Genomic DNA, 16,866 nt, shown 5'->3' with positions numbered 1-16,866 from the left:
AAAGGCCATGCCAATGGACCAGCCGGGCAGCCCGGCACCGGGCAGCGCCGATCGCCGGACGGAACTGGCCGCCGACCGCACCGTGCTGGCCGCCGAGCGGACCTATGCCGCCTGGGTGCGCACGGGCTTCGCCGCGCTCGCCTCCGGGGTGGGCGCGAAGAAGGTGATGGGCGGCGTGCTGCCGGAATGGGGCGTGCTGACCACCGGCACGGTGCTGGTGCTGTTCAGCGCCTTCTGCTTCGTCGCGGCGATCTGGCGCGAGCTGCGGGCCGGCGCGCCACCGCCGGAGCCGGATGTCCGGCGGCTTCCGCGCTTCCTGCTGTTCGCGGTGAACGGCTTCCTGGTGCTGGTCTGCTTCGCCGCGCTGCTGGGGGTGTGGTTCGGCCGGACCACGGGCTAGGGGCAGCGGGGAAGGAGGTTTCCGGCGCCGGCTTTACACCGCCCGGCAACAGGAACCTGATGAAGCCGCATGCACGCCGCCCGCCACCGCATCGCCGCCCGCGTTATCATCCGCCCTGACGGGCGGATGACGGGGATGCGATGGCCTCTCGCACCGCATTCCCTCATCCAGCCCCGCCGGACCGGCCGGGGCTTCCTGCCATGCCCGCCCGCCCTTTCCCGGAGCAAGGTCATGCGCCCCCATCCCTGCCCCGGCCTGCGATGGCCGCCCCTCTGGAGGGCGCATCGGTGAACACCGACCTGCTGGCCTTCCTGGGTTTCGCCGTCGCCGCCTCCGCCACGCCGGGGCCGAACAACATCATGGCCCTGGCCACCGCCGCGCGGCACGGGCTGCGGGCCACTGTCCCGCTCATCCTGGGCGTCGCCGCCGGCTTCGGCTTCATGCTGACCGTCATCGGCACCGGCCTCGCCCAGCCGCTGGCCAGCCATGCCGGGCTTCACACGGCGCTGCGCTGGGCGGGCGCCGCCTGGATGCTGGTGCTGGCCTGGCAGATCGCCCGCGCCGGCAGCCCCGCCGCCCCGAAGGCACCGCGGGCGGGCGCGCCGCTCGGCTTCTGGGGCGCCTGCGCCTTCCAGTGGGTGAACCCGAAAGCCTGGATTCTCGCCGTGGCGACCACCGCCACCTATACCCTGCCCGGCGAGAGCCTGACCCCGCAGGTGCTGGTGCTGGCAGGCCTGTTCATGCTGGTCACGCTGCCCAGCCTCGGCGCCTGGGCGCTGCTCGGGGCCGGGAGCGGCCAGCTGCTCGCTTCGCCCCGCCGGATGCGCGCCTTCAACCTGGCAATGGGGCTGCTGCTGGCCGCCTCAGTCATTCCTGCGGTGCTGGAGTAGTGCCGGCAGGCGGCACCAGCAGCATCAGGCAGTTCCTCCGGGAAGAGCGGCCGGACGTGGTCCAGGATTAGAGACGGCCGGCCATCTGCTTCTCCTCAGCAGCGGAGGGCGGAACGTTGTTCGCTGCTTTGGAAGGCCGGCGCAGATGCCGGCCGCCGCGCTTGGAGCGCAGCTTTCCGGCCGCGGCAACGTTGATGGCGGCAGAGGCGGTGCAGGAGCCTGGCACCAAGCTGCCCGCCAGTTCAGCCAGGGAGGCGACAGACCGGATGGAGTCCCGCATCAGGGGAGCACGCGCGCCGGCCGACCAGCCAGCCCTGCAGCCGCGCGCAGCCGGCGGCCAGCCGCCCCTCCTGCCCCACGATCTCGTCCGGCCGGTGAAGCAGGCGATCGTCGCCCGGGTGGTTGCCCTGTTCAACGACCGTGACCGTGGCGAGCGGCCGGTCGCGCGGCGCCCGGACGGGCTGTTCGGCCCACAGGCGGTCGCCTGGCGCGTGCATGGCGACGTGGGCTCGATGATGGTCGGCGGCGTCGCCGGCCTGCTGCTGCAGATGCTTCATCCCGGCGTGCTGGCCGGCGTGTGGGACCATTCGAACTTCCGGGCCGACATGCATGGCCGGCTGCGGCGGACGGCGCGCTTCATCGCGCTCACCACCTATGGCGGGCGCATGGAGGCGGAAGCCGCCATCGCGCGCGTCCGCGGCATCCATGACCGGGTCCGCGGCGTACTGCCGGACGGCAGGCCCTATGCGGCGAGCGATCCCGCCCTGCTGGCCTGGGTGCACGTGACCGAGGCGACCTGCTTTCTCGATGCCTGGATCCGCTATGCCGAACCCCGCATGACGGCGGCCGACCAGGACCGCTACTTCGCAGAGATGGCGCAGGTCGCCACCGCGCTCGGGGCCGACCCGGTTCCGCGCACACGCTCCGCGGCGCAGCGCCTGATGATCACGATGCGGCGGCAACTCGCCTGCGATGCCCGCACGCGCGAGGTCGCCCGCCTGGTGCTGACGCAGCCCGCCTCGGGGCGGATGGCCGAGCCGGTGCAGGCCCTGGCCATGCAGGCCGCAGTCGATCTGCTGCCGGCCTGGGCGCGGCGCATGCACGGGCTGCATGTGCCTCTGCTCCGCCGCCCGCTCATCCGCGCCGGCACCTTCGGCGTCGCGCGGACGGTGCGGTGGGCTTTCGAACAGGGCCCGCCCGGAGCGTTTCTCCGGCGGGGTTAACGAGATGGTGAGAAGTGGCCGCTATGCTTCCCCTCGCCAGCCGCACAGCCGCGGCGGGCAAGGATGCATTTCCCAAAACGGGAAAGGGGCGCGGCCATGCAGATCCTCAAAGTCGTTCTCGGCTCCACGGCATTTTTCCTGTGCCTGTGGCTGACGGCAGGCATGCTGGGCGATTCGCTGCTGGGCGCGGGAACCCAGGAATGCGCGCGGGTCACCGAAGCAGGGCCCGGAGGCAAGCCGTTCGGCACGGACGATGTTCTGGAAGCCGTCTGCCTGATGAACGGCGATACCGGCTATACCACCGTCCTGCCCGGACTCGGCGGCTCCCGCCGGCCTACCGCCGGGTCGCCCGCGCGGCTCAAGACCGCTTCGGCGGCGACCGGCTGAGGCCGGCTTCAGCCCATGCGCCGGCGGGCGCGGCGCAGCAGCCAGCCCCAGATGCCCGGCGCCTTCTCGATGGCATCCCGAAGCGCCTTCAGCTCAGCCTCGGTCCTGGAGCGGGCCAGGGCAGCCTCCACCGCCAGGCCCCGCGCGACCTGACGCTCCTCCTCCAGCGTCGCCAGGCGGCGAGCCAGCACCAGGTTGCCAGCCTCGGTGCGGCTGAGCTCCACCTGCCGCAGCAAGGCGCGCGCCTCCTCCAGTTCGCGGCGGAGCTGGGAAATCTCCTGCCCCGGATCCATCACCTGCCGGCCGGCTTTGCGTGCCACGCTCTTCGGTCGGCCACGGCCCATTCTGCTCTCTCCTGTGCGGCGGGGGCGGCGTGCGGCGCAGGCCGCCACTCCCTACATCTGGGTTCGGGGCGAGACACTACGCGAGGCGCTGCGGAAGTCGAAGCCCCGCAGGATTGGCAAAGCGCTCCCACCCGGCTACCGCCTGGGCATGGACCTCTATCTCCCCGCTCTGATGCTGCTGTCCGGCGCCGCCGCCATCCACAGCCGGGCCGGCATTCCCGAGTTGCGCCCCGCCTCGGACGCCACCGAGGCCGTGTGGAAGCTTCTGGCCAAGCTCGCCTTCCTGGCATGGCTCGGGCTGCTGGCCTGGGGGTGGTTCTTCCGCTCCTGGCAGGAGGCGGCGCTTGGGCTCGGGCTGTCGCTGCTGGTCAGCGTCCTGCTGGCTGCCATCGGGCCGCGGCCGGGCTGGTGGGCCTTCTCGCTGGCGATGGCCGTGGCAGGGCTGGCGCTCGGTATCCTTCTCGTGCTGCGCTGAACGCGCGAGGGAGGAGCGGCACGCCATGATCTTCGAAGGGTTCACTCTGGAAGAGCGGATGGTCGAGGGGCAGCGGCTTCGGCTGCGGCGCGGCGGCGAGGGGCCGCCTTTGCTGCTGCTGCACGGCAATCCGCAGACCCATGTGATGTGGCATGCGGTGGCGCCGGCGCTGGCGCGGCGCTTCACGATCATCTGCCCGGACCTGCGCGGCTACGGCTTCTCCGGCAAGCCCGGTCCCAGCGCGGACCATGCCCCCTATTCCAAGCGCACCATGGCGGCCGACCTGCTGGGGCTGATGCGCCAGCTCGGGCATGAGCGCTTCCGCGTGGTGTCGCATGATCGCGGCGCCCGCGTCGCGCATCGGCTGGCGCTGGATGCACCGGAGGCGGTCGAGCGCCTGGCGGTGCTCGACATCGTGCCGACCATCGAGCATTTCGAGCGCACCGACATGGCCTTCGCCATGGGCTATTATCACTGGTTCTTTCTGGCGCAGCGGCACGACCTGCCGGAGCGGATGATCCTGCGCGACGTCGAGGACTGGTTCGACCTGCAGACCAGCCGCGAGCCGAAGGATCGCGGCTTCTTCCATCCCGAGGCGCGGGCCGACTATCTGGCCGCCCTGAGGCAGCCCGGCACGGTCGCCGCGATCTGCGAGGACTACCGCGCGGCGGCGACAATCGATCTGGAGCACGACCGGGAAAGCCGGGCGGCGGGGGAAAAGATCCGCTGCCCCCTGCTGGCGCTGTGGGGCGCCAGGGGAAAGATCGGAGTCTGGTATCAGCCGCTGGAGCTCTGGCGGGCCTATGCCGCGGGGCCGGTCAGCGGCGGACCGGTCGAGAGCGGGCACTATCTCGCGGAAGAGGCCCCGGAGGCAGTGCTGGCTGCCCTGGAGCCCTTCCTCGGCTGACACCCGGATCGCGGGGGCGGCGTTGCGCCCCCTGCCCTATCCTCAGGCGGCCGCGCGGCGGTTGTGGCGGCCCTCGCGCACCTCCTCGACAATCTTCGCCACGAAGGCGTCGAGGTCCTTCGGGGAGCGGCTGGTGACGATGCCCTGGTCGGTCACCACTTCCTCGTCCAGCCAGGTGGCACCGGCATTCTGCACGTCGGTCTTGATCGAGGTGAAGGAGGTCATCTTACGGTCCTTCGCCAGCCCGGCCTCAACCAGGATCCAGGGGCCGTGGCAGATCGCGGCGACGACCTTGCCCTGTGCGGCGAAGTCCTTCACCAGCGCGATGGCCTGCGAATTCACCCGGAGATGGTCGGGATTGATCACGCCGCCCGGCAGCACGATGGCATCGTAGTCCGCCGCGCTCACCTCGCCGAGCTTGCGGTCCACCTTGACCTTCTCGCCCCAGTCCTCCGGCTGCGCGGCGCCATTCCAGGCGACGATCACGCCGGGTTCGCGGGTCTTCTCGGGGGCGGCGACCTCGACCTTGGCGCCCCTGGCGCGAAGCTGCTCCAGTGGCACCAGGAGTTCCGGCTGCTCGAAGCCATCGGTCGCCACGATCAGGATCCGGGCCTGGTTGATATCCGTCATTGCGCATCTCCCTTACGGTTCGTCAGGGAGAACACGGGCCCCTGGGAGGAGTTCCGCAGGCCGCCTCCCGCTGCGCGGGGGTCAGGGCAGCACGAGGAACAGATCGGTATCGCCGGTGCTGGCGCCCTCAGCCGTGAGCAGTGCGTGGGCCTGGCCGCGGTGATGGGTCTGGTGATTGAAGAAGTGCACCGCCAGCAGCGCCATGGGCCGCCGGACCTCGCGGCCGGCCGCGCCGCTGAACCAGGTGAGATCACCATCCAGCGCAGCCTGCTCCAGTCCTGCCGCCCAGGCCTCGATGCGGGTGTCGAGCGCCTCCCGTGTGGCGCGCAGGGTGGCGAACTCCTCGATCATGCGGGAGCTCTCGGGCAGCTTTACCGGCGGCGGCGGGCCGCCATCGAAGCGGCTCATCCACATGGTATCGCCCCAGACGAGGTGACACAGCGTCCCATGCAGGGAACCGAAAAAGGCGCCGCGCGGGCGCCGGCGCGCCGCCTCGTCCAGCGTGGCGGCGGCGGCGTAGAAGCGCCGGTTCATCTCGGCATTGTAGGCCGCCATGGCGCGGCAATAGGCGGGTGTGATCATGCCGGGATGGTAACAGGGCTGCCGGAGCCGCCGGAGGAGGTTTTTGTCAGTTCAGGGCTGCGCTGACTGCCAGCGCGGGAACCCGAAGAAAAAAGATGGGGGTCTGGGGGAATTCTTCCCCCAGCCTTTTACAGGTACAGGGCGCGATAGAGGATGATCTGGTCCGCCGGGCCACCCGCAGCGGTCCGGCCGAAGCCGGGGATGCGGCCCGCTTCCGTCCAGCCCAGGCGGTGCAGCAGCGCCGCTGCCGCCTCGCCGGCGCGGCAGTCCAGCGTCAGCAGGCTGCGGCCGATGCCGCGCGCCGCCTGCTCGGCACGCTGAACCAAAGCCTGGCCCACGCCGGCGCGGCGGAAGTCGGGATGCACCAGGAGCTGCCGCACGACGGCGCGGTGCGTCTCGGTCTCCGGCGTGCCGAGGTCGAGCTGCACGGTGCCGGCCATCCGGCCCTCCTGCCAGGCGACGAGCAGCAGGCGCGTGCCCATCGCCACATCGGCCGAGACCTTGCGCCAGACCCCGCGTGCCGCCTCGGCGGAAAGCGGGTTGCGATAGCCGAGGCTGGCGCCATCAGCCACGCAGGCGACCAGGATGCTGGCCAGGCTGCGCTCGGCGCTGGCGGCCGCGGCGGCGTCGAGCGCCTCCACGGCGAGGCCGATGGCGGGCTTGGCGTAGCGGAACTCCAGCGACTTCGAGATGTCGTCGAGAATGCGGATCGAGCCGGCGCGCACATAGCCGCGCTTCTCGTAGAAGCGGTGCGCGGCCTCGAAGCGCGTGTCGGTCCAGAGCACCATGCGCTCGGCGCCCTGGCGGCGGGCATGGTCCTCGGCGCGGGAGATCAGCGCATGGGCGAGGCCGGTGCCCCGCTGCGCCTTCTCCACGTACATCTTGCAGATCTCCCAGGCGCGGTCGGAGCCGAGCGGCCGGGTGGCGACCATGCCGGCGATGCGGCCCTCCACCTCGCCGGCCCAGACGGCGCCGCCCGCCTTGGCGAAGTAGCTGGCCAGGGCGCGCAGCTCCGGCACCTCGCCATCCACGTCCAGGATGCAGTTCGGGTACTCGGCCCAGGCATCGCCGATCAGGCGGATATACTGCGCGGCATCCTCATCGCGGCCGGGGCGGATGGTGGCCTGCATCGCGCTCACGCCAGCTCCCGGCAGAACTCCTGGATGCGGGCGCAGGCCTCGCGCAGGCTTTCCGTATCGGTGGCGTAGGAGACGCGCAGATAGGGGCTCATGCCATAGGCCGCGCCCTGCACCGTGGCGACCAGCTTCTCCTCCAGCAGCGCCATGGCGAAGTCGGTGTCGTTCTCGATCCGGCGGCCGCCCCTGGTGGTCTTGCCGATGCAGCCGGCGATGTTGGGATAGACGTAGAAGGCGCCTTCCGGCTTGTGGCAGGCGATGCCGGGGGCGTCGTTCAGCATCTGCACCACGAGGTCGCGCCGCTGGCGGTAGATCGCGGCGCGCTCCGCCACGAGCTCCTGCGGCCCTTCCAGCGCCGCGGCGGCGGCGGCCTGGCCGACGGTGGAGACGCCGGCGGTCAGCTGGCTCTGCATGTTGGCCATCGCCTTGATCAGCGGCTTCGGCCCACCGCAGAAGCCGATGCGCCAGCCGGTCATGGCATAGGTCTTGGAAGCACCGTTGACGGTCAGCACGCGGTCCTTCAGGCGCGGCTCGACATCGGCGATGGTGCAGAACTCGAAGCCGTCATAGACGAGGTGCTCGTACATGTCGTCCGTCAGGATCCAGACATGCGGGTGCTTCAGCATCACCTCGGCGATGGCCTTCATCTCCGCCCGCGAGCAGGCGGCGCCGGTCGGGTTGTTCGGGAAGTTCAGGAACAGCCACTTGGTCCTCGGCGTGATGGCGGCGTCCAGGTCCTCCGGGCGCAGCTTGAAGCCGTTGTTCTGCGGGCAGTTGACGTAGGTGGGCTTGCCGGTGGCGAGCTTGGCCATCTCGGCATAGCTGACCCAGAAGGGGGCGGGGATCAGCACCTCGTCGCCCGGGTCGCAGGTGGCCAGCAGCGCGTCCATGATGATCTGCTTGCCGCCATTGGCGACCAGGATCTCGTCCAGCGCGTAGTCCAGGTTGTTGTCGCGCTTGAACTTCTTCTGCACCGCCAGCTTCAGGGCGCGGGTGCCCTCCTGCGGCGGGTATTTGGTGTCGCCGGCCAGCGCTGCCCGATGGGCGGCCTCGATGGCATGCGGCGGGGTCGGGAAATCGGGCTCGCCGATGGAGAGGCTGATCACCTTCTTGCCCTCGGCGGCGAGGGCGCGGGCGCGCTGCGTCATGGCCACCGAGGCGGCGAGCGAAACTTCCTTCAGGCGTCCGGCGAGAGCGGGCATGGGTGCGGCAGTCTCCGACATGTCAGGCGGGCGAAGGCGCGCAGCCTAGAAGCGCACGCCGCCGCCGCCAAGGTGCCGTGGCCCTGATCCAGCGCAGGGCGGCCCCGCACACCGCGCCTTAAGCTCGGACTGAAGCCAGCAGAGGGCGATGAAGGATGGCCAAGATGATGCGGGCCGCGGTGGCGCGGCGCCTGGGCGGGGCGCTCACGATCGAGGAGGTGCCGGTGCCGGAGCCGGGGCCGGGGCAGGTTCTGGTGCGCCTGGCCGCCTCCGGCGTGTGCCATACCGACCTGCACGCGGTGCGCGGCGACTGGCCGGTGAAGCCCAACCCGCCCTTCATTCCCGGGCATGAGGGGGTCGGATACGTGGCCGCGCTGGGCGCCGGGGTGACGCGGGTGAAGGAGGGCGACCGGGTGGGCGTGCCCTGGCTGCATACCGCCTGCGGCGCCTGCCCCTATTGCCGCACCGGCTGGGAGACGCTCTGCGGCAGCCAGAAGAACACCGGCTACTCGGTGAATGGCAGCTTCGCCGAATATGTCCTGGCCGATCCGGACTATGTCGGGGTGCTGCCGGACAGGCTGGAGTTCGGCCCGGCGGCGCCGGTGCTCTGCGCCGGCGTCACCGTCTACAAGGGGCTGAAGGAAACCGAGGCGCGGCCCGGCGAGTGGGTGGCCATCTCGGGCATCGGCGGCCTCGGCCACATGGCGGTGCAGTATGCCAAGGCCATGGGCCTGCATGTGGCGGCGGTGGACGTGCATCCGGAGAAGCTTGAGCTGGCCCGCAGCCTGGGTGCCGACCTGGTGGTGAACGCCCGTGAGGAGGACCCCGGCCAGGCCGTGCAAAAGGTCGGCGGGATGCATGGCGTGCTAGTGACGGCGGTCTCCCCCACCGCCTTCGAGCAGGCCTTCGCCATGCTGCGGCCGCACGGGACGATGGCGCTGGTCGGCCTGCCGCCGGGGCGCTTCGCCATGCCGATCTTCGACACCGTGCTGAAGCGGATCACGGTGCGCGGCTCGATCGTCGGCACACGGCAGGACCTGGAGGAGGCGCTGGCCTTCGCCGGCGAGGGCAAGGTGGCGCCGCATTTCAGCTGGGGCACGCTGGACGAGATCAACGACATCTTCGAGCGCATGGAGCAGGGTGCCATCGACGGCCGCATCGTGCTGCGGCTGGACTGAAAAGCGGCGCCGGGAAGGGGGCGCTCCCCCCTCCCCGGCGGCTCCCCCTCCTACCGCGGCATCACGCTGCGCCCGACGCCCTGCGGCGAGAGTTGCCAACCGGCCGCGCGCATGTCCGCCACCGCGGCGTCGAAGGAGGCGATGCGGTCGGGGCCGGCGGGATGGGTGGAGAGCAGGCTCGTCCGGGTCTGGCCGGAGAGGCGGCCGAGCGCGACCAGCATCTCGCGGGCCTCGCCCACATCGTAGCCGGCCTGGTGCAGGATGGTGGCGCCGACCGCGTCCGCCTCGCGCTCCTGCGCCTTGCTGTAAGTGATGACGGCAAGCTGCGAGCCGATGCCCGCCGCACCCTGCACCAGCCCATCCGACTGCAACCCGGCATAGGAGCCGATCACCGAGGCCAGCACCCCGCCCAGCGCGGCGCCGAGCTGGGCGCGGGTGTTTGTGCTCTGCACGTGGTTGGCGGCGTGGTGCGCCATCTCATGGGCGATGACGAAAGCCAGCTCATCGTCGTTGCGGGCATATTCGGCGACGCCGCGCTGCACGACGATGTCGCCCTCGCCGGTGGCGGCGGCGTTCAGCTCCTGGCTCGGGTCATAGACGAAGCGCCAGGAGCACTCGCGCCCGAGTTCCCGGCAGACGGCGCTGCCGGCGGGCGCCAGCCGGCGCGCCACCCGGGCGATGGCTTCCTTGGCCTGCTCCTCCGTCAGCGGGCGCCGCACCGGCGCCTGGCCCTGGCCGATCTCGGCCGTCGCGGCAGCCCGGGCGGCCGGGCTGACGGACGGCACCTGATAGGCGGGATCCATGCAGGCCCCCAGGGGCAGCAGAATCAGCAGCGGCAAGGCAGGGCGCATGGGCTTTCCTCCTCCGGGGTTCTTCCTTGCCCCGGGCAACGTCAGGGGGCGGAGATGGCTGCATTCAGGCGCGCGGCGGGAGGCGCAGCATCCAGCCGAACGCCTGCTCCCGCTCCGGCCGAAAGCCGAGGCGCGCGTAGAAGCACAGGGCGGGGCTTTCCTTCAGGATCTCCAGCAGGACCGGCAGTGCCGGCCGCTCGGCCAGCAGGGCGGCCATCACGGCGCTGTCCAGGCCACGGCCCTGGCAGTCCGGCTCAAGATGGAGGGTGGCAATTTCGGTATGGTCCGCGTGGTGGCGGATCGTCACGCAGCCCAGCAGGCGGCCAGCCGGGTCCTCGATGCACCGCGTGGCGGCGGAGTCGAGCTCTCGCGCATGCGGGCGCGGCGACGGGCGGGACCCCAGCGGCCCAGTCGCGCCAGATCGGTGCGCAGGGTGCGGCTGGAAAGGTCGAGGAGGCGCTCGAAATCCGCCTCCTCCGCGGCGTGGAAGCGGAAGGACGGGGCGACGCCCCGCCCTTCCCCGCCGCTCACGCCAGGCCGGCGCAGAAGCGCTGGATGCGGGTGCAGGCCTCGGTCAGCGAGGCGTCGTCGGTCGCGTAGCTGATGCGGAAATGGCCCGGGAACATGAAGGCCGAGCCGTGCACGGCGGCCACGCCCTCATCCTCCAGCAGCGCGGTCACGAAGTCCTCGTCCGTTTCGATCCGCTTGCCGGAGGCGGTGGTCTTGCCGAGGCAGCCATGGATGGAGGGGAAGACGTAGAAGGCGCCGTCCGGCACGATGCAGTGGATGCCCGGCGCCTTGTTGAGCAGGCCGACGACGAGGTCGCGGCGCTTCTCGTAGACCTTGCGCATCTCCTCGACGGACTCCTGCGGGCCGTTCAGCGCCTCGACGGCGGCGGCCTGGGAGACCGAGGAGGTGTTGGAGGTGGACTGGCTCTGCAGCTTGTCCATCGCCTTGGCCAGCGCCAGCGGGGCGCCGGCGAAGCCGATGCGCCAGCCCGTCATCGCCCAGGCCTTGGAGCAGCCGTTCATGGTGATGGTGCGGTCGCGCAGGCGCGGCTCCACCTCCACCATGGTTCTGGCCTTGAAGTCGCCATAGACCAGCTTCTCGTAGATGTCGTCGGTGAAGATCCAGACGTCCGGGTGACGCAGCAGCACCTCGGCCAGCCCCTTCAGCTCGGCCTCGGTATAGGCCGCGCCGGTCGGGTTGCAGGGGTTGTTCAGGATGAACCATTTGGTCTTCGGGGTGATCGCCGCCTCGAGCTGCTCGGGGGTGATCTTGAAGCCCTGGTTCTGCCCGGCGGAGATGATGACCGGCGTGCCCTCGGCCAGCGAGACGATGTCGGGATAGGAGACCCAGCAGGGCGCCGGGATGATCGCCTCGTCGCCCGCGTCGATGGTGGCCAGCATGGCGTTGAAGATCACCTGCTTGCCGCCGGTAGAGACGACGATCTCCTCCGGCTTGTAGTCCAGGCCGTGCTCGCGCTTGAAGTAGGCGGCGGCCGCCTCGCGCAGCGCCTTGGTGCCGGAGACGTCCGTGTAGCGGGTCTCGCCGGCCTGGATGGCGCGGATCGCCGCGTCCTTGATGTTCTGCGGCGTGTCGAAATCCGGCTCGCCCGCGGAAAGGCTGATGATGTCCTTGCCCGCCGCCTTGAGCGCCCGCGCCTTGGCGGAGATGGCGATGGTCTGGGAGGGGGCGATGCGGTCGAGCCGCTCGGCGGTCAGGTTCATGGTCGCGACGGATCCAGCACAGGAAGGCCGCGGACCCTAACGCCCGAACGGCGCCCCCGGCAACCCGCGGCGGGCAGCCGGAGGCCGATTCCGCGCCTTTAGGCCACCGTCTTGCGGTAGAGGTGCCAAGTGGCGTGGCCCAGCACCGGCACGGCGACCGCCAGCCCGACGAAGAGCGGCAGGCTGCCCAGCAGCAGCAGCCCCGCCACGATCAGCCCCCAGAGCGCCATCGGCACCGGGTTGGCACGCACCGCGCGGAAGGAGGTGCGGATGGCGGTGCCGGCATCAATCCCCCGCCCCTCGGCACCGCGATCCAGCAGCATGGGGAAGGAGACCACCGTCAGCATCAGCACCGCCAGTGCGAAGAGGAAGCCGGCCGCATTGCCGACGACGATCAGCGTGAGGCCCTCGGGGGTGCCGAACAGCCGGTCGACGAAGGCGCGGATGGAAGTGGGCGGCATGTCGCCGATGGTGACGGCATAGAGCGCCTCCGCGACCAGCAGCCAGACCAGGAAAATGGCCAGCAGCATCAGGCCGAGGCCGAGGATGGAGCCGAAGGCCGGCGAGTGGCGCACATCCAGCGCATTGACCCAGGAGACCGGCAGCCCCTTCTCGCGCCGCCGGCTCAGCTCGTAGATGCCGATCGCGGCGACCGGGCCGACCAGCGCGAAGCCCGAGACCATCGGCCAGATCAGCGGCATCAGCGACCGGCCGGCCATGGCGTTGGCGGCGATCAGCCCGATGATGGGGTAGATGATGGCCAGAAAGATGAGCTGGGTGGGGTTGGCCAGGAAATCATCCCAGCCGCGCCGCAGGGCATCCCACACGTCAGCCGTGCTGATACGGCGGATGGAGGCCCGCTCGGGCGGCGTGGCGCGCTCCAGAGTCCAGACGGTATCCATCATTCGTCCTCCCGTGCCGTCGCCGGGGTGGCGGCGGCCTTACGTTAGGCGGAGGGCCCGATGGCAGCCGGACGCGACCACGCGGGTCGTCCACGGGGAAGATCATGGGGAATGGCCAAAATGTTGCAAGCGCGGCATTGCTGCGATTGCGTTCCGAATGCGTGAGCGGCCCGGGATGGCGGCGCGCTGTGGCGGGCGTGCCACAACGCGCCTCAGCGGCGCCCGAGCACGCCGCGCAACAACAGCAGCGCACCGCCCGCACTAGTCAGGGCCAGCAGCAGGATGACCACCGCCAGGGCATTGATCTCCGGCGTCAGGCCAAGGCGCAGCATGGAGAAGACCACCATCGGCAGGGTGGTGCCGGCAGGGCCGGAGACGAAGCTCGCCACCACCACGTCGTCCAGCGAGAGGGTGAAGGCGAGCAGCCAGCCCGCCACCAGGCTCGGCGCCAGCAGCGGCAGGGTGATGGTGGCGAAGGTGGTGGCGGGGCCGGCGCCGAGGTCGCGCGCGGCCTCCTCCAGCTCCCGCTCCAGCGTGGCGAGGCGGGCCTGCACCAGCACGGCGGCATAGGCGCCGCCGATGGTGGCATGGGCGAGCAGGATGGTGGTGGCGCCGCGCTCGGCGGGCCAGCCGGTGGCGCCTTCCAGCAGCACGAAGAACAGCAGCAGGGAGAGGCCGGTCACCACGTCCGGCAGCACCAGCGGCGCGCCGGCCAGCGCGCCGAAGAGCGGGCGGCCACGGAAGGGGCCCTGGCGCGCCAGCACCCAGCCGATGCAGCCGCCCAGCACCACCGCCAGCGTCGCGGCGCTCGCCGCCACGCGCAGCGAAAGCCAGGCGGCGGCCAGCAGGCGCTCGTTGCCCGCCAGCGCCACGAACCAGCGCCAGGAGAAGCCGCCCCACTGGAAGGGAATGCGCGCGTCGCTGAAGGCGTAGCCGGCCAGCAGCAGCACCGGCAGCCAGAGGAACAGCAGGCCGAGCAGCAGGCCGAGGCGCGGGAAGAGCGAGCGCCTCATGAGCGCGCCTCTAGCCGCTGGAACAGGTGGATGGGGATCAGCAGGGCGAGCAGCAGCAGCACCGCCAGCGCCGCCGCCGTGGGCCAGTCGCGGTTCTGGAAGAACTCCTGCCACAGCACCCGGCCGACCACCTGGGCGGAAGGCGGGCCCAGCAGCTCAGGGATGACGTATTCGCCGGCTGCCGGAATGAAGACCAGCAGGAAGGCCGCCGCGGCGCCGGGGGCGGCCAGAGGGAGCGTGATGGTGCGGAAGACGGTGAAGCCGCCCGCCCCCAGGTCGGCTGCCGCCTCCTCCAGCACCGGGTCGAGGCGGGATAGGCTGGCATAGAGCGGCAGCACGGCGAAAGGCAGGTAGGCGTGCACCATGCCGAGGAAGAGCGCCGGCCAGGAATAGAGCAGCGGCAGCGGCGTCTCGATGAAGCCCCAGGCCTGGAGCAGGTGGTTGATCCAGCCTTCGTCGCGCAGCAGGCCGATCCAGGCGCCGAGACGCGGCAGGAAGCCGGTCCAGAAGGGCAGCAGCACCAGCAGCAGCAAGGGCGCGCGCCAGGCGGCAGCGGCGCGCACCAGGCCCAGCGCCATCGGGAAGGCCAGCAGCAGGCAGAGGCCGGCGGTGGCACCGGCCACCACCAGCGCCTTGAGGAAGGCGGCGCGGTAATAGGGGTCGCCGAGCACCAGGGCAAAGGAATCGCCGTTCAGCCCCGCCACACCGGGCAGGTTGAAGGGCGGCACGCCTTCCGCCGGCCAGGAGACGGAGAGCACCAGCACCACCAGTAGCGGCACCGCGACCAGCAAGCCCAGCCAGAGCACCGGGACGAGCAGCGGCAGGCGGCGCATCAGCCGAGCAGCGGCACAACGGCGGCCGCCTCCCAGGACAGTTGCACCGTGCTGCCGCGCGGCGGCGGGGCACCGTCCTCCTCGGCATGGCCGACGCGCAGCACGGCGCCGCCGGGCATGCGCACCAGCAGCAGGCTGTCATCGCCACGGAAGGCCACCTCCTCGATGGTGCCGGATGCGGTGTTGGGTCCGCTGGCGCCGGAGCGGAGGGCGATGCGTTCGGGGCGGAGGGCGCAGGCGGTGCAGCCTTCCGGCAGGGTCTCGGCCGGGCGCAGGGTGCCGCCGAGCAGGGGGCAGTCCAGCCCCCCTGCTCCGTCCGGCCGGCCTTCCAGCACGTTGGCACCCCCCAGAAAGCTGGCGACAAAGCGCGTCGCCGGCCGCTCATAGACCGCGCGTGGCGGGCCGAGCTGCACCAGCCGGCCCTGCTCCAGCACCGCCACGCGGTCGGCCAGGGCCAGCGCCTCGCTCTGGTCGTGCGTCACCATGATGAAGGCGGCGCCGGTCTCGCGCTGCAGGGCGCGCAGCTCGAAGCCGGTGCGCTCGCGCAGGCCGGCATCCAGCGCGCCAAGCGGCTCGTCCAGCAGCAGCAGGCGCGGGCGCTTCACCAGCACGCGGGCCAGCGCCACGCGCTGCCGCTGGCCGCCGGACAGGCGGTGCGGCAGGCGGCGCCCGAATTCCTCCAGCCCAACCATGGCCAGCGCCTCGGCGACGCGGCGGTGGCGCTCGGCGCGCGCCACGCCCTCGCGCCGCAGGCCATAGGCGACGTTGCCCGCCACTGTCAGATGCGGGAACAGCGCGTAGGACTGGAACATCATGTTCAGCGGCCGGGCGTGCGGCGGCACGCCGGCGAGGTCACGGCCCTCGAACAGCACCTGCCCGGCATCCGGCGCCTCGAAGCCGGCAATGACGCGCAGCAGGGTGGACTTGCCGGAGCCGGAGCCACCGAGCAGGGCCAGGAACTCGCCGGGCGGCACGTCGAGATCGAGCCGGTCCAGCGCGACTGTCTCGCCGAAGCGTCGGGACAGGCCGCGCAGCGACAGCAGCGGCCTGCTCAACGCCCGGCCTTGAAGCGGTTCCAGAGGCGGCTGCGGGCGCGCTCGGCCTGCGGCGAAAGCGCCCGCACCGTGAAGGTGCGCGCCAGCATCTCCGGCGTCGGGTAGACGTTCGGGTCCTCGCGCACGGCCTCCTCCACCAGCGGCGTCGCGGCGGGGATGGCATTGGGATAGTGCACCGCGTTGGTGATGCCGGCCATCACCTCAGGCTGCAGCAGGAAGTTGATGAAGCGGTGCGCCGCCTCGGGGTGCGGGGCATCGGCAGGGATGGCCAGCATGTCGAACCAGAGCTGCGCGCCTTCCTTCGGCTGCACGTAGCGGAGCTGGATGCCCTGCTTCGCCTCGTCGGCGCGCGCCTTCGCCTGGATGACGTCGCCGGAATAGGTCATCGCCACGCAGTACTCGCCGGTGGCGAGCGCATCGAGGATGTTGCCGCTGGCGATAATGGCGCGGACATGCGGGCGGATCGCCAGCAGCGCCTTCTCGGCGGCCTGGAGGTCGGCGCCGTCGGTGCTGTCGGCGTCGCGGCCGAGCCAGTGCAGCACGCTGGGCAGCACGTCGGTCGCGGAATCCATCACGGCGATGCCGCAGGCGGCGAGGCGCTTCGCGTATTCGGGCTTCAGCAGCAGATCGAGACTGTCGAGTGGCGCATTGGGCAGCAGCTCGCGCACTTTGTCGGCGCGGATGCCGAGACCGACCGTGCCGTAGAGATAGATGGCGCCATGCCGGTTGCCGGGGTCGCTGCTCTCCACCTGCCGCAGCAGCGTGGCGTCCTGGTTGCTCCAGTTCGGCAGCTTCGCACGGTCCAGCGGCTTCAGCGCGCCGGCGCGGACCAGACGGGAGAAGGTCGGCTCGCTGGTCGGTACGATGACGTCGTAGCCGGAATGCCCGGCGGACAGCTTGCCTTCCAGCGTCTCCAGGCTGTCGAACACGTCGTAGCGGACCTGGACGCCGGTTTCCTTCTGGAAGCGCTCCACGGCGGCGGGGTCGATGTAGTCCGACCAGTTGTAGACATTCAGCACCGCCTCTTCGGCGCGGGCCGGGACCGGCTCGGCCGGCAGGAGGGCGGCGGCGCAGAGGGCGACCGCGAGCAGGCGTCGGAGCATGGGGCAACTCCAGGGCGGAAGGGAG

At 71.2% G+C, this 16,866-nt stretch carries 21 protein-coding genes; 7 read left to right on the top strand and 14 right to left on the bottom strand.

Annotated elements, in window-relative coordinates; translation table 11 throughout:
- The first annotated feature begins 7 nt into the window (after positions 1-7).
- The 4 genes from QMO56_RS04570 (at position 8) to QMO56_RS04555 (ending at position 2,900) form a co-directional block, all read left to right on the top strand.
- Positions 8-400: a YidH family protein gene (locus QMO56_RS04570; RefSeq protein ID WP_283523856.1), complete on the top strand. Its 393-nt coding sequence runs from the start codon at positions 8-10 to the stop codon at positions 398-400.
- A 287-nt stretch (positions 401-687) separates the two neighbouring features.
- Entirely contained in the window at positions 688-1,290 is a 603-nt protein-coding gene (locus QMO56_RS04565; RefSeq protein WP_283523855.1) for a LysE family translocator, read from the top strand.
- Between the two features lie 266 nt (positions 1,291-1,556).
- On the top strand, positions 1,557-2,513 hold the full coding sequence (locus tag QMO56_RS04560) for an oxygenase MpaB family protein (protein ID WP_283523854.1): 957 nt from the start codon (positions 1,557-1,559) through the stop codon (positions 2,511-2,513).
- A 96-nt stretch (positions 2,514-2,609) separates the two neighbouring features.
- Positions 2,610-2,900, top strand: coding sequence for a hypothetical protein (locus tag QMO56_RS04555; RefSeq protein ID WP_283523853.1), 291 nt, complete (start codon positions 2,610-2,612; stop codon positions 2,898-2,900).
- A gap of 8 nt (positions 2,901-2,908) precedes the next feature.
- On the opposite strand, the gene QMO56_RS04550 is transcribed toward QMO56_RS04555, so the two are convergent.
- Positions 2,909-3,244, bottom strand: coding sequence for a hypothetical protein (locus QMO56_RS04550; protein ID WP_283523852.1), 336 nt, complete (start codon positions 3,242-3,244; stop codon positions 2,909-2,911).
- A 148-nt stretch (positions 3,245-3,392) separates the two neighbouring features.
- Here QMO56_RS04550 and QMO56_RS04545 point away from each other — a divergent pair, with 148 nt between their 5' ends.
- Together QMO56_RS04545 and QMO56_RS04540 are read left to right on the top strand one after the other, a co-directional pair.
- Positions 3,393-3,719, top strand: a complete 327-nt coding sequence (locus QMO56_RS04545; protein WP_283523851.1) for a multidrug DMT transporter permease — start codon at positions 3,393-3,395, stop codon at positions 3,717-3,719.
- Between the two features lie 25 nt (positions 3,720-3,744).
- A complete protein-coding gene (locus QMO56_RS04540; protein ID WP_283523850.1) occupies positions 3,745-4,626 on the top strand; it encodes an alpha/beta fold hydrolase in 882 nt (293 codons plus the stop codon).
- Between the two features lie 42 nt (positions 4,627-4,668).
- On the opposite strand, the gene QMO56_RS04535 is transcribed toward QMO56_RS04540, so the two are convergent.
- From QMO56_RS04535 to QMO56_RS04520, 4 genes are all read right to left on the bottom strand, one after another.
- Entirely contained in the window at positions 4,669-5,256 is a 588-nt protein-coding gene (locus QMO56_RS04535) for a type 1 glutamine amidotransferase domain-containing protein (protein ID WP_283523849.1), read from the bottom strand.
- An 81-nt stretch (positions 5,257-5,337) separates the two neighbouring features.
- Positions 5,338-5,838, bottom strand: a complete 501-nt coding sequence (locus QMO56_RS04530) for a DinB family protein (RefSeq protein ID WP_283523848.1) — start codon at positions 5,836-5,838, stop codon at positions 5,338-5,340.
- A gap of 128 nt (positions 5,839-5,966) precedes the next feature.
- Positions 5,967-6,968, bottom strand: a complete 1,002-nt coding sequence (locus QMO56_RS04525) for a GNAT family N-acetyltransferase (RefSeq protein WP_283524102.1) — start codon at positions 6,966-6,968, stop codon at positions 5,967-5,969.
- 5 nt (positions 6,969-6,973) lie between these two features.
- A complete protein-coding gene (locus QMO56_RS04520) occupies positions 6,974-8,176 on the bottom strand; it encodes a pyridoxal phosphate-dependent aminotransferase (protein ID WP_283523847.1) in 1,203 nt (400 codons plus the stop codon).
- Between the two features lie 155 nt (positions 8,177-8,331).
- Between QMO56_RS04520 and adhP the strand changes: the two genes are divergently transcribed.
- Entirely contained in the window at positions 8,332-9,354 is a 1,023-nt protein-coding gene (gene adhP / locus QMO56_RS04515; RefSeq protein ID WP_283523846.1) for an alcohol dehydrogenase AdhP, read from the top strand.
- A 50-nt stretch (positions 9,355-9,404) separates the two neighbouring features.
- Here adhP and QMO56_RS04510 read toward each other — a convergent pair whose 3' ends face one another.
- From QMO56_RS04510 to QMO56_RS04470, 9 genes are all read right to left on the bottom strand, one after another.
- Positions 9,405-10,205: a M48 family metalloprotease gene (locus QMO56_RS04510; RefSeq protein WP_283523845.1), complete on the bottom strand. Its 801-nt coding sequence runs from the start codon at positions 10,203-10,205 to the stop codon at positions 9,405-9,407.
- A 64-nt stretch (positions 10,206-10,269) separates the two neighbouring features.
- A complete protein-coding gene (locus QMO56_RS04505) occupies positions 10,270-10,512 on the bottom strand; it encodes an N-acetyltransferase (RefSeq protein WP_283523844.1) in 243 nt (80 codons plus the stop codon).
- Positions 10,509-10,736: a hypothetical protein gene (locus QMO56_RS04500; RefSeq protein WP_283523843.1), complete on the bottom strand. Its 228-nt coding sequence runs from the start codon at positions 10,734-10,736 to the stop codon at positions 10,509-10,511. Before QMO56_RS04500 ends, QMO56_RS04505 begins: the two co-directional genes overlap by 4 nt.
- Positions 10,733-11,935: a pyridoxal phosphate-dependent aminotransferase gene (locus QMO56_RS04495; RefSeq protein ID WP_283523842.1), complete on the bottom strand. Its 1,203-nt coding sequence runs from the start codon at positions 11,933-11,935 to the stop codon at positions 10,733-10,735. The genes QMO56_RS04500 and QMO56_RS04495 overlap by 4 nt, the downstream gene beginning before the upstream one ends.
- Positions 11,936-12,033: 98 nt before the next feature.
- Positions 12,034-12,840, bottom strand: a complete 807-nt coding sequence (locus tag QMO56_RS04490; RefSeq protein WP_283523841.1) for a DUF2189 domain-containing protein — start codon at positions 12,838-12,840, stop codon at positions 12,034-12,036.
- Positions 12,841-13,049: 209 nt separating this feature from the next.
- Positions 13,050-13,850 (bottom strand): ABC transporter permease subunit, encoded by an 801-nt coding sequence (locus QMO56_RS04485; RefSeq protein ID WP_283523840.1) that lies wholly within the window; start codon positions 13,848-13,850, stop codon positions 13,050-13,052.
- Complete coding sequence (locus QMO56_RS04480) at positions 13,847-14,683, bottom strand: ABC transporter permease (protein ID WP_283523839.1); 837 nt, start codon at positions 14,681-14,683, stop codon at positions 13,847-13,849. Before QMO56_RS04480 ends, QMO56_RS04485 begins: the two co-directional genes overlap by 4 nt.
- The gene (locus tag QMO56_RS04475; protein ID WP_283523838.1) at positions 14,683-15,738 is read right to left on the bottom strand and encodes an ABC transporter ATP-binding protein; all 1,056 of its coding nucleotides are present in this window, start codon (positions 15,736-15,738) and stop codon (positions 14,683-14,685) included. The genes QMO56_RS04480 and QMO56_RS04475 overlap by 1 nt, the downstream gene beginning before the upstream one ends.
- Complete coding sequence (locus QMO56_RS04470; RefSeq protein WP_283523837.1) at positions 15,735-16,841, bottom strand: polyamine ABC transporter substrate-binding protein; 1,107 nt, start codon at positions 16,839-16,841, stop codon at positions 15,735-15,737. The genes QMO56_RS04475 and QMO56_RS04470 overlap by 4 nt, the downstream gene beginning before the upstream one ends.
- Positions 16,842-16,866 lie beyond the last annotated feature (25 nt).

It is taken from the genome of Roseomonas sp. E05, assembly GCF_030063475.1.
In the GTDB taxonomy this organism is placed as follows: domain Bacteria; phylum Pseudomonadota; class Alphaproteobacteria; order Acetobacterales; family Acetobacteraceae; genus Pseudoroseomonas.
Note: the sequence above shows the minus strand (reverse complement) of the source record. Positions and strands in the feature narration are given on the sequence as shown.